The sequence below is a fragment of the Hassallia byssoidea VB512170 genome, from assembly GCF_000817785.2.
Taxonomy (GTDB): domain Bacteria; phylum Cyanobacteriota; class Cyanobacteriia; order Cyanobacteriales; family Nostocaceae; genus Hassallia; species Hassallia carrinoi.
The window spans coordinates 1-11,399 of record NZ_JTCM02000158.1; the positions used below are offsets into that span (position 1 = coordinate 1).

The 11,399-nt window shown below is 41.4% G+C and carries 11 protein-coding genes and 1 pseudogene; 8 read left to right on the plus strand and 4 right to left on the minus strand.

The annotated features are described in order from the left end of the window. Together PI95_RS32860 and PI95_RS32865 are read left to right on the plus strand one after the other, a co-directional pair. Nucleotides 1-1,183, plus strand: a 1,183-nt coding sequence (locus PI95_RS32860; protein WP_236117296.1) for an NAD(P)H-dependent glycerol-3-phosphate dehydrogenase, incomplete at its 5' end; no start/stop codon positions are given. Between the two features lie 172 nt (nucleotides 1,184-1,355). Next, entirely contained in the window at nucleotides 1,356-3,491 is a 2,136-nt protein-coding gene (locus PI95_RS32865; RefSeq protein WP_039738472.1) for a hybrid sensor histidine kinase/response regulator, read from the plus strand. Between the two features lie 134 nt (nucleotides 3,492-3,625). Here the strand turns inward: PI95_RS32865 and PI95_RS32870 are convergent, their stop codons facing one another. Further along, a complete protein-coding gene (locus PI95_RS32870) occupies nucleotides 3,626-4,795 on the minus strand; it encodes a tetratricopeptide repeat protein (protein WP_039738470.1) in 1,170 nt (389 codons plus the stop codon). Between the two features lie 108 nt (nucleotides 4,796-4,903). Next, the gene (locus PI95_RS32875; RefSeq protein ID WP_039738468.1) at nucleotides 4,904-5,299 is read right to left on the minus strand and encodes a hypothetical protein; all 396 of its coding nucleotides are present in this window, start codon (nucleotides 5,297-5,299) and stop codon (nucleotides 4,904-4,906) included. 492 nt (nucleotides 5,300-5,791) lie between these two features. On the opposite strand from PI95_RS32875, the pseudogene PI95_RS32880 reads away from it, so the two are divergent. The 4 genes and pseudogenes from PI95_RS32880 (at nucleotide 5,792) to PI95_RS32895 (ending at nucleotide 6,738) form a co-directional block, all read left to right on the plus strand. Then, a pseudogene (locus PI95_RS32880) lies at nucleotides 5,792-6,026 on the plus strand (type II toxin-antitoxin system HicB family antitoxin). A 20-nt stretch (nucleotides 6,027-6,046) separates the two neighbouring features. Further along, the gene (locus PI95_RS35420) at nucleotides 6,047-6,310 is read left to right on the plus strand and encodes a hypothetical protein (RefSeq protein ID WP_039738464.1); all 264 of its coding nucleotides are present in this window, start codon (nucleotides 6,047-6,049) and stop codon (nucleotides 6,308-6,310) included. A 48-nt stretch (nucleotides 6,311-6,358) separates the two neighbouring features. After that, the gene (locus tag PI95_RS32890; protein ID WP_039738462.1) at nucleotides 6,359-6,544 is read left to right on the plus strand and encodes a hypothetical protein; all 186 of its coding nucleotides are present in this window, start codon (nucleotides 6,359-6,361) and stop codon (nucleotides 6,542-6,544) included. After that, nucleotides 6,529-6,738 (plus strand): type II toxin-antitoxin system RelE/ParE family toxin, encoded by a 210-nt coding sequence (locus PI95_RS32895; RefSeq protein ID WP_201280705.1) that lies wholly within the window; start codon nucleotides 6,529-6,531, stop codon nucleotides 6,736-6,738. Before PI95_RS32890 ends, PI95_RS32895 begins: the two co-directional genes overlap by 16 nt. Before the next feature lie 188 nt (nucleotides 6,739-6,926). Here PI95_RS32895 and PI95_RS32900 read toward each other — a convergent pair whose 3' ends face one another. Both PI95_RS32900 and PI95_RS32905 read right to left on the minus strand, forming a co-directional pair. Then, nucleotides 6,927-8,531: a serine protease gene (locus tag PI95_RS32900; RefSeq protein ID WP_052324703.1), complete on the minus strand. Its 1,605-nt coding sequence runs from the start codon at nucleotides 8,529-8,531 to the stop codon at nucleotides 6,927-6,929. 126 nt (nucleotides 8,532-8,657) lie between these two features. Further along, nucleotides 8,658-9,188 carry a COP23 domain-containing protein gene (locus PI95_RS32905; RefSeq protein WP_039738461.1) on the minus strand — a complete coding sequence of 177 codons (531 nt, stop codon included), beginning with the start codon at nucleotides 9,186-9,188 and terminating at the stop codon, nucleotides 8,658-8,660. A gap of 172 nt (nucleotides 9,189-9,360) precedes the next feature. Between PI95_RS32905 and PI95_RS32910 the strand changes: the two genes are divergently transcribed. Together PI95_RS32910 and PI95_RS32920 are read left to right on the plus strand one after the other, a co-directional pair. Further along, nucleotides 9,361-10,794 carry a serine/threonine-protein kinase gene (locus PI95_RS32910; protein WP_039738543.1) on the plus strand — a complete coding sequence of 478 codons (1,434 nt, stop codon included), beginning with the start codon at nucleotides 9,361-9,363 and terminating at the stop codon, nucleotides 10,792-10,794. 213 nt (nucleotides 10,795-11,007) lie between these two features. Beyond that, the gene (locus tag PI95_RS32920; protein WP_039738460.1) at nucleotides 11,008-11,193 is read left to right on the plus strand and encodes a hypothetical protein; all 186 of its coding nucleotides are present in this window, start codon (nucleotides 11,008-11,010) and stop codon (nucleotides 11,191-11,193) included. The last annotated feature ends 206 nt before the right edge of the window (nucleotides 11,194-11,399 follow it).

The window sequence follows — 11,399 nt, forward strand, 5'->3', positions numbered from 1 at the left end:
AATCCCCTCCCCGCAAGCGGGGAGGGGAGACAAAGCTACGCTTTGGCGGGGTGGGGTTCTTTGGGCGATCATAAGTAATCAAACGGACATGATATTACAGGTAAATATGGCGAGAATTTTAATTTTAGGGGCTGGTGTGATGGGAACTGCCTTGAGTGTTCCTCTCACTGATAACGGACATATCGTTAATTTAGTCGGTACGCATCTAGATGATGATATTATTGCCAAGTTACAAGCGGGTTATCCCCATCCTCGCTTGGGTATTCAGGTAGCAGAAAGAGTTACAGCTTATACTTGCGAACAATTGAGTGAAGCCATAAAAGGTGTAGATTTAGTTGTCATTGGCGTTAATTCTCACGGTATAGAATGGGCGGCTCAAGCTCTGGGTGCGGTATTATCAGTAGATATTCCCATCTTGGCAGTCACTAAGGGATTGGCAGGTGATGGTGAAAAATTATCGATTTTGCCCGATGTTCTCTGCGCTAATTTGCCAGATGGTGTACGCGATACTCCTGCGGAGTCGCTGCGCGATCGCATTCAAATTGCTGCTATTGGCGGACCTTCGATTGCCCAAGAATTAGCAGCTCGTCGCCATACTTGCGTGATGTTTACCAGTACAAATCCAGCTTTATTACAACACTTAGCTGAGTTAGCGCGTACTCCTTACTATCACATTTGGACAAATACCGACATTATCGGCATTGAGGTATGTGTCGCGATGAAAAATGTTTATGCTCTTGCTGTCGGCTTAGTTATCGGCTTCTTGGAAAAAGCAGGTAAAGCTGTCAATGATGCCGAAATGCACAATTTGGCTGCCGCTATCTTTGCTCAAGGTATGTGGGAAACAGCCTACTTAGTAGACAAGATGGGAGGCAAAACCGAAAGCGTTTACAGTCTTCCCGGTGCTGGGGATTTGTACGTTACCTGTCAAGGTGGACGTAACAGCCGTATGGGACGTTTGTTAGGTTTGGGTATTCCCTACAGCCAAGCTAAAGCTGAATATATGCCAAATGATACTGTTGAGGGTGCTTCCTTAGCTTTAGCAATTGGGCAAACAGTAGAAAATATGATTCATAAAGGTGATTTGGATGCGATCGCCCTTCCTTTATTACGTACCATGATTGATATTGTCTGCCATAATGCCCCGGCAATTATTCCTTGGGAGAAGTTTTTTGTTAGATAGCTTCATCGGGGCGATCGCTTCGGCACTTTACTAGACTATAACTCTTTGTTCACACTTCATACTTTGATAAATGCTCGACAAAGTGCTCTCTAACAAGCTTGGCAATATTAGATAATTAATATACAAGTAGTGGCTTCTGTAGTATTAATCAAAAAGCCTAGAGCGCAAGCATATGTCAGAATTGTGGACTAATTTTTTTACATCATCTCCATTTATTCCCCACGGACACTGTTATCTGTGGAAAACAAATTTAGTCGGGCTACACTTATTGTCCGACGCATTCATCGCACTAGCTTATTTTTCCATCCCCATCACACTGTTTTGGTTTGTCCGGCAGCGACGGGATTTGCCGTTTGACTGGATATTTCTGTTGTTTGCTGCCTTCATCGTCGCTTGTGGCACGACGCACTTGATGCAAATTTGGACGCTGTGGTATCCTACCTATTGGTTGTCGGGAGCAATTAAAGCGGTTACGGCAATGGTATCTGTATTTACCGCCTTACAACTAGTCCCCCTAGTGCCGCAAGCTTTAGCGCTTCCGAGTCCAGCGCAACTAGAGCAAGCTAATCAACAACTGCAAATACAAATAAAAGAACGTCTGCGGGTGGAACTGGAGTTAAGAAAATATCAGGATAATCTCGAACAGTTGGTAGCGCAGCGTACCAATGAACTTATCCAGACTAACGCACAATTACAGCAGGAAATTGTCGAACGTCAGCATACAGAAGCAGCACTACGTCAAAGCCAAGAAACAATTCGGCAACAACTGACAGAGATTGAAGCTATTTATACTAATGCCCCGATTGGACTGGGTATGTTAGATATTAATTTCCGATATATTCGTGTCAACAAGCAGCTAGCCCAAATCAATGGCATTCCAGAATCAGAACATCTGGGACGAACTGTACACGAGGTATTGCCAGAGTTAGGAAACGTGCAAAAGCCAGTCTTTGAGGAGATAATTGCCACGAGATTACCGGTTCTCAATCATGAACTCCAGGGTGAGACACCAGCCCAACCTGGCATTGAGCGGTCATGGGTGGTTAGTTACTATCCCCTCCAAGATGGCGATCGCCAAGTAGCAAGTATCAACATTATTGTCCAAGAAATTACCGAACGCAAGCGAGCCGAGCAAGAACGAGAAGCGCTATATACTCGCGAACAATCTGCGCGTCAACAAGCTGAAACTGCCAACCGCGTCAAAGACCAGTTTCTTGCCGTTCTCTCGCACGAACTCCGCACACCCCTCAACCCCATTTTGGGCTGGGCAAAACTGCTGCAAACTCGCTCTTTTGATAGCGCTACCATTGTTAAAGGACTCACTACCATCGAACGCAATGCCAAATTGCAGATTCAACTGATTGATGACTTACTCGATGTCTCCCGGATTCTCCGCAATAAACTGATTCTAGAAATTAGTTCTGTAGATTTATCAGCGGTAATTGCCGCAGCACTAGAAACAGTGCGCTGGGCAGCAGAAACTAAAGCTATGCAAATTCAGCTTCAAATTGACCCGAATGTAAATTTTGTTTACGGTGATTTTAATCGTCTCCACCAAGTTATCGGAAATCTACTCTCTAACGCTGTCAAGTTCACACCCTCTGGTGGACAGATAGAAGTTAGTTTAAGGCAAAATGGCTCTTGTGTCCAAATTAACGTCAGCGACACGGGTAAAGGTATTAGCCCTGATTTTCTGCCCCATGTATTTGAATACTTTCAACAAGCAGATAGCAGCACAACCAGACAGTTTGGCGGGCTGGGGTTGGGATTGGCGATCGTGCGTAATCTGGTAGACTTGCATGGGGGGAGTGTAACGGTAGAGAGTCCGGGAGAAGATAAAGGTGCAACGTTTAGCGTGAAATTACCTTTGGTTCCAGCTTCGCTTGTGTTGCCTGAAAACAGCTCAACTAAGTCTTCAACTCTACCGAATTTAGTCGGAGTGAAAATTTTTATTGTCGAGGATGATGATGATTCCCGCGAGTTTCTCTGCATATTACTACGAAAATCTGGGGCGATCGTCACAGCAGCAGCATCAGCACTAGAAGCATTATCTAATTTTACTAACTCTCAACCAAATATCTTATTATGTGACATCGGTATGCCAGAAATGGATGGTTATAGCTTTATGCGTCAAATCAGAACTATGTCACCAGAACAAGGTGGGAATATTCCCGCTATTGCTTTGACTGCTTATGCTGGTGAGACTGACAAGCAGCAGGTATTAGCAGCAGGTTTTACCAAACATGTTGCCAAACCAGTTGTGGTAAATGAATTAATTGCTTCGATCGCAGAATTGGTAAAATCGTAGTAACCACTTTAGTGGTTAAATTAATAACTAAAGTGCTTAGTCTGAATTAAATCGTAGTAACCACTTTAGTGGTTAAATTAATAACTAAAGTGCTTAGTCTGAATTAAATTAAGGACTGAAGTCCTTACTACGGGTTAAATCAACTTCATTTCGCGTAAAGAGTGACGTAATTTTTTCGCTTCATCAGGGTTGTATTTTTCATGAAGGACGATCGCCTGACCAAAAGCTGATAAACTATCTTGGAGATTGCCTAGTTTCAACCAAGCAACGCCCAAGTTTTGATAAGCTTCTGCATAGTTGGGATTTAATTTAATCGCTTGAGTATAAGATGCGATCGCTTCATTCAACAATCCCAAAGCCTTAAACGTCATTCCCAGATTATAATGTCCGGCAGCAAAATTAGGATCGATTTGCAAAGCTGTTTCGTAAGCAGCTTTTGCATATTTTAAATCGGACGCTGCCTTGAGTAAGTTACCCAAATTGTTGTACGCTCCTAATTTGAGCATCGGGTAAATATTTAACTTGATTGCAGCGGTATAGTGAGCGATCGCTTGTCTGGGATTTTGCAATCGAGTGTAAGCAATGCCTAAATGATAGTAAAGTTCGTATAAAATCTCATCGTTAGCTTGTTTGGAAGCGACACCTTTAATTAACAACTCTAAACCAGAGGCAATTTTACCAGTTTGCACATATAAAGCACCTAGCTTGCTGCATACATATGGGTCATCAGGATGATTGACAAGAAAGCTTTCCATTGCTGCTTGTGCTTTCGCGTATTTATTTTGTTGAGCGATCGCGTTTTTTTGGTATCCTTCATGCAGAATTGCCACCTCTGGTAAATAGCCTACCTGCCAATCCGGTTCCTTAGCTAAAATTGCCGATACACTATCATCCACCAAAGCATGATATGGACGGGAAAAGCAGATATCCGGATGTTTTCTAAACAACCGCGAAACCATAGAATAAGGAGATTGTTCAGCACCAACTTCACTTCGTACTAAATTAATTAGAAGATGCGAATCACTTTGTATAGCTTCTTTGATATGCGGTACAATCTTTGGTGTGAGAGTTTCATCTGCATCTAATACTAAAATCCAATCACCTGTAACGTATTTTAAAGCATCATTGCGGGCAGCACTGAAATCATTGCACCATTTAAAGTGATGAACCTTTGCACCGAATTGTTTAGCGATGTCGGGAGTTTTATCTTGAGAACCTGTATCTAATATTATAATTTCATCTACAACATTTTTAACACTACCCAAGCACTTAGGTAGCGTAGCGGCTTCATCTTTAACAATCATGCATAAACTGATCATAACTTGCCGTCATCCAAACTTGAGCGCAAAGACAGAATGAGAGCTATATATAAAGTTGGGTTTAATTAACCCAACTTTGATATACTTCTTATATTACGCCGTTTTAGCGTTCTCACCGGATGCTTCTTCAGTATTAATTTTTAAGCGATTCATCTTGCTTCTGCGGACACGTTCGCTTTTACGAACACCACCAGCCATTTCATACTCACGGCTATCTTTGCCGTATTTAAAAGCTATTCCAATCAACATTCTTTCTGCAAGTTCGCTCAAGTTTTTTTCTAACTGAGCAATCTCGATTTTATAAGAGTCTATCACACATAGAGCCGTGTTATAAGCATCAATTTTTGCTCGTAACTGCTCAATTAATTGTGTCATATTTTGCAAGCTGCGAGCATCGCCAAAATCCAAACTTGGATCGATCGCTTTTAATCCAGCAGCTCTTAACTCAGCTTTTTGCAAAAAGGGCGATGTACGTTTTTTCCGAGACATAAATATACTCCGCTAAAAAGATTACATAGCTAGCTTGCCCTACAAAACCTGCATTCTCAATCAGGATAATTAATGATTTTTTGTGCGTTTTTGAACTTTGTAAAGGGCAAAAACCTAGTAATATCTCTGATAAATCTGTCGAAATCGGGGATCTGAACCTTATAAATAACGACAGCTTCAACGTTGGTAACGAAGCGATTAGTTTTGGTCACGAAAACTTCTGCATTCATAACCAAAGCTTTAACATTGGTAACGACAGCTTTTATTTTCATAACGTTGCGATTAGTTTTCGTCACGACACAGAAACCCGACTTGTTGAAGAAGTCGGGTTTCTACAGGTTGGGTATGAAATCTATAATAAAATTAAAAACACCCCTTAATTATATCTCTCACCACCGATCAAGTATTTACTGCTTAGAAGTTCGTAGTGAGCGATTTATCGCTCATATCTGACAGCAAACTTGACTAAAAGTAAAAACAACAAACAACATCATGAACATAAAAGCAATTATTCATCCAGCCGAAGAAGGTGGGTACTGGGCAGAAGTTCCTGCTCTTCCCGGTTGCATAACCTTTATGTGATACGATAGAAGAGGTATCAGCTAACTTGAAAGATGCAATTGAAGGATGGCTTGAAGTTGCAAATAGCAGTCACAAACTAGGGCAAAGCGATCAAGTTGTGGATGCGATCGCACTATCTCCTCATTTCCATTTACGCTACCTTTAAAGCTTTCTCAGGTAAAGCCAATGCTTCTGGCAAAAGCTTACCCAGCTCGTGATACCATTCAATCAGAGACTCAATTACTTCCTGATTTCTTCCTTTGCGCCTCTGCGCCTTTGCGTGAGATAAAAATAATGTGGTTCATTTACCTGAAAAGTGAAGGTGCTAAAGTGTTAGTAACACTTTTACCCGATGATGAAGCAGATTTCTGGCTTAAAACTAGCCAATCACTTGATGCAGTGTGGGATAATACTGAAGATGATGTCTATGCCCAGCTACTTGAAAAATGAAGCTTGGCGTATAATATTCATGTCCACCTAAACAAGCTGTGATTTGCAATGAGTGACAAAGAAGCAGTGCTTGAACTTGTAAAGCGTTTACCTGCCACCGTATCTTTACGCGAAATTCTACAGGAGATTGAGTTTATTGCAGCTGTTAAAGAAGGTTTAGACGAGATCGATCAAGGACAGGGCATATCTGTTGAGTCTGTAGAGCAAATGATGGCAGAATGGACTACAACGTAATATTGTCTTTAAAAGCAGTTGGAGATTTGGAAGCGATTGTTCGGTATATAGCATTAAACAATCCAGAAGCAGCCAGAAAGGTAGGGCAAAATCTGCTCAACAAAACCAAGGAACTAGGTCAGTTTCCATTTAAAGGTCAGATAGTGCCGGAATTCAACAGTTCTGATATTCGGCAAGTCATTCTCAAGCCATAGCGAATTGTGTATCGAGTCGAAGAAGATAAAAAGCTTTGTAGTGTTGCTCGGTTCTGGCATTCATCCCAAGAAAACCTGGAACTTTGAGAAAGATGCCGCAAAAAGAAGCATTCAACAAATATGGTCTTCAATTTGATAACAGATTTTTTTGCTTAAGACATTCCCTCACTCCACTCTCCCCTCACAGCTTACTGCTGAATCGTTCTAATCAACTCCAGCGTTTGTTGGTACAACGCTGTATTTCCTTGTTGTCGAAACAGTTCAGCAGCTTTTTGTAAATCAGCAATTGCCCCCTGCTTATCTCCCAACTCGTAGCGGATAATACCCCGGTTGGTGTAAGCTTCGGCATAGTTAGGATTAATCTTGATGGCATTATTGTAGTCAGCTATTGCTGCTTGCTTATCTCCCAACTCGTAGCGGACAACACCCCAGTTGTAGTAGGCTTGGGCATCATTAGGATTAATCTTGATGGCAGTATTGTAATCAGCTATTGCTGCTTGCTTGTCTCCCAACTCGTTGCGGGCATTACCCCGGTTGACGTAGGCATTAGCATAGTTAGGATTAATCTTGATGGCAGTATTGAAATCAGCAATTGCCCCCTGCTTATCTCCCAACTCGTAGCGGACAACACCCCGGTTGTCGTAGGCTTGGGCATCATTAGGATTAATCTTGATGGCAGAATTGTAATCAGCTATTGCCCCCTGCTTATCTCCCAACTTGTAGCGGACATTACCCCGGTTGACGTAGGCATTAGCATGGTTAGGATTAATCTTGATGGCAGTATTGTAATCAGCAATTGCCCCCTGCTTATCTCCCAACTCGTTGCGGACAACACCCCGGTTGACGTAGGCACTAGCATAGTTAGGATTAATCTTGATAGCAGAATTGTAATCAGCAATTGCCCCTTGCTTATTTCCCAAATCGTCGCGGGCAATACCCCGGTTGTAGTAGGCTTGAGCATAGTTAGGATTAAGGCGAATTGCTTGATTTAAATCTGCTATAGCGCCTTTATAATCTTTCTGGCTATACTTTTCACTCGCTTTCAGATAAAAATCACCCGCTGTCGGCGCCGTTGCAACTACATTTGGTGGCTTCACTCCCACATCCACCCCAACCGCCAACATTTGCCGCAAACTAGAATAAATAGTAGTCCCTAAAGCCCCACTTATTACAACCTGCCCAGAATCTTCTTCTGAAGCTTGAGTAATCGCTCTACCGTGAATTCCGATTAATTCCCCTTGCTCGTTTAATATAGCGCCGCCACTCATACCCCTCGACGTGCGATTATCATAGCTGAGGTCATAACCATCACGCTGCGAACCTTTAGCATCTACCTTGCCATCTTTGATTCTAAAATCAACATTAGAAGTTACTGATGTCTTTGCCGGAAACCCAGCAACGTAAACTACACTATTATTTGTCACTTTATCAGAGTTGCCGATTTTCGCCGTTGTGTATTTTTGATTGCTATTAAATTCCACAACAGCTAAATCCAAACTTGGCAGAGGTTTGATATTCTTGATTTGATAAGTTTGTTTATCAGGGGTGATGATTTGTTTTTTCCCCTCCTTTGCCACATGACCGGCAGTCAAAACAGTGTAAACATTGCCAGTGTGCTTGATAATTATCCCCGAACCCGCAAAGCTGGGATTTTGACTATCAACAATCTTCACGGTGATTTCTCTGCCAATCTTTTCTACGTCTGATGCAGACAGTCCCACAGCTACCTGAGATTGTACCAGCACCATCGATACACCAATCAACACAGGCGAAAGCGCGTGATAATACTTCATCTTATTTACCCAATTTATGATAAAACTTTCTGTAGGGTGCGTTATAACGAAGTTTAACGCACCGCATTAACCAAAACGTGCCTAATTATAGCGGTGCGTTACTGCGTTAACGCACCCTACGATTTTTCACCGCTCAGGTTGCAGATTATTCAAATACGTATCAAAATCAATATATATTTGAGTATCATCGTTACTTTGATTCTGAATTTGTCCAGAGGCTAAAGCACGACGATCAAACAGGCTTTGTACAGCAAGTTTGGCATTAGAGCCAGGTTTCAGGGTGAATAAGACAGTGCGATCGCTACAAACATCATTTGTACTCACAACAGCACACACAACAGATTGTTTATTCAGCCTTCCAGTAATAATCGTTTTTAAAGTACCATTGTCATAACTTCTCTGAAATCTCCGCGATACCTCTCGACAACGTTGTAGAGGTGTCAAAGAAGAATAAGAATAAACCCAGCGAATGATTGGTATTTTTCTCGTATCTTCTCGACGCGCAAATGTTACAGGTACACCTTTGCTTTGAGCGCAAAAAAACTTTCGGTTGCTAGCATAACTAGGCTGAGGTGGTGCTGTTGTAATGGTCAGAAGCATTGCCACAGCGCAAATTGCAACTTTTGTCAACGTCGGACTGAGTAACCTAAGTGTCATAAAAAAGCGTATATCTTACTTTTATAGCAATATAAGCGATTACACTGATAAAAAGCACCATTTCGGTACTATGCCTAGATATATCAGTATTTCGTAAATATTAGCAACTTTAATTATGTGCGAAAATCGTTATCAACTAAGGTAATAACTTGCAGGACTTATGGTGACTGTAATGCTGGGTCAAAAGCTTGGTGGACGCTACCAAATTGTTAAATATTTGGGAGAAGGTGCGTTTGGAGTTACTTTCGTAGCTGAAGATATGCAACGACCAGGAAATCCTCAGTGCCTTGTCAAGCAGTTTCAACCAAAAAACACAGACCCCCACACCTTACGGGAAGCACGACGACTTTTTGACAACGAAGCCAAAATGCTGGAAAAGCTAGGAACTCATGACCAAATCCCGCGTCTTTTGGCTCACTTTGAAGAAAATGAAGAATTTTATTTAGTTCAAGAGTTTATCGAAGGTCACGACCTTAGTCAAGAAGTGATTTTAGGTCAGAAACTGAGTGAAGCTGTAGTAATTAAACTTTTACAAGATATTTTAGAAGTTCTAGCTTTTGTCCATCAGCACGAAATTATTCACCGAGATATCAAACCCTCAAACATCCGACGGCGCCAAGATGGTAAAATTGTCTTGATTGACTTTGGTGCAGTCAAACAAATCAGTACCCAAGTAGTTAATTCTCAAGGTCAAACGAGTTTTACCGTTGCTATTGGCACTCGTGGTTATATGCCAAGCGAACAAGCCAATCGTCACCCGCAATTAAGCAGCGATGTCTACGCAGTGGGAATGATTGCTATCCAAGCACTTACAGGAATATTCCCAAGCAATTTGCCAAAAGACTCTCAAGGTGAAGTTGTTTGGCAAAATCAAGCACAAGTAAGTCAACAGTTAGCAGATATTATAGATAAAATGGTGCGCTATGACTTTCGTCAGCGTTACCAATCAGCATCGGAAGCATTACAAGCTTTTGGCACAAAAGTACACAATCAAACAACAGTATTTTCTGAGTCTTCAACAGTCAATTCAACTACGCCAACTCAGCTAGAGCGATCGCCGGCTAAATTTATGATAGGATTGGCGATCGCAGCAGTACTTGCAATCAGTATTGGATATTGGTACTTATTTTTTGGTTCTAAACCACCAGAAGATTTCTTAACTTATGCAAACCCAAATGTCGGGATAAAGATAAAATATCCGCAAAGCTGGGAAAGACGAGATATAGATAATCTTATCACTGGCGAAGTAGTTGCATTTGTGTCTCCCAAACAAGGTGATGCAGACAAATTCCCAGAAAAACTGACTATCAGCGTTGAAGATTTTTCCGGGACATTAGAGGATTTTAGCGATACATCTACTAAAGACATCACAAGACATTTGGTAAAAGCTGAAATTAAAAAGCCAAGTGACACAACTCTGGCAAATAAATCAGCCTATCAATTAATTTATACTGGTAAAGATGGGGAAAATAATTTAAAAAGTATGCAACTTTTTACTTTAAAAGGTGATAAGGCATATGTAATTACTTACACAGCAGCAATTGATAATTACAATGACTTTATCCAAACAGCGCAGACAATGATTAAATCATTTGAAATTCAGTAGAGACGTTCCACCGGAACGTCTCTACAATAGATGTGATTTGCCGGATATAACATGAAAAAAAAATGGTTTAACCGCACTATTAAACTATGACGATTATTACCCTAGAATTGTCGCCGGAATTGAAACAAAAACTACGGGAAAGTATCGCATGTCGCGACACCCAAAGCATTCAACAATTATTAGAGTATCGCCTTTGCACCAACGGTAGAAGCATTGCTGGAACAAACATCTACTCAATTGAACGATAACAACAGCGAAGATGAATTGGAGTTGGAAGAATCCCCTCACCAAACGATCCTTGCCTGCGAGATGGATGACGCAGGCTTACTGGAACTTGCGACGGCAGCTGCAACCTATCTCTTGGAAGATTTGACTACCAATGAAAAAGCGATCGCGTGATATTCAAGCATTCAACTGCGATCGCATGAGTCAAAGTGTAAAAACGCGAAACTCAGTAACCATAATCGGAAAACTGGGTTTCGACCCCAAATAAGAATAAGGAGCAATTCAATAGACACGTCCGGAATATGATTTGGGTACAAAAAAATGGTATAAAGTAAAATTGACCTTCTACCAGCATCTAATTAAATGATTAGTATCTTTGA

What these genes read in the sequence shown, in the direction of transcription:
- PI95_RS32870 (WP_039738470.1), bottom strand. Translation starts at nt 4,795, where the DNA reads ATGATTGTTAAAGATGAAGCCGCTACGCTACCTAAGTGCTTGGGTAGT.
- PI95_RS35420 (WP_039738464.1), top strand. Translation starts at nt 6,047, where the DNA reads ATGCTTCTGGCAAAAGCTTACCCAGCTCGTGATACCATTCAATCAGAG.
- PI95_RS32895 (WP_201280705.1), top strand. Translation starts at nt 6,529, where the DNA reads ATGGACTACAACGTAATATTGTCTTTAAAAGCAGTTGGAGATTTGGAA.
- PI95_RS32905 (WP_039738461.1), bottom strand. Translation starts at nt 9,188, where the DNA reads ATGACACTTAGGTTACTCAGTCCGACGTTGACAAAAGTTGCAATTTGC.
- PI95_RS32875 (WP_039738468.1), bottom strand. Translation starts at nt 5,299, where the DNA reads ATGTCTCGGAAAAAACGTACATCGCCCTTTTTGCAAAAAGCTGAGTTA.
- PI95_RS32890 (WP_039738462.1), top strand. Translation starts at nt 6,359, where the DNA reads ATGAGTGACAAAGAAGCAGTGCTTGAACTTGTAAAGCGTTTACCTGCC.
- PI95_RS32900 (WP_052324703.1), bottom strand. Translation starts at nt 8,531, where the DNA reads ATGAAGTATTATCACGCGCTTTCGCCTGTGTTGATTGGTGTATCGATG.
- PI95_RS32865 (WP_039738472.1), top strand. Translation starts at nt 1,356, where the DNA reads ATGTCAGAATTGTGGACTAATTTTTTTACATCATCTCCATTTATTCCC.
- PI95_RS32910 (WP_039738543.1), top strand. Translation starts at nt 9,361, where the DNA reads ATGCTGGGTCAAAAGCTTGGTGGACGCTACCAAATTGTTAAATATTTG.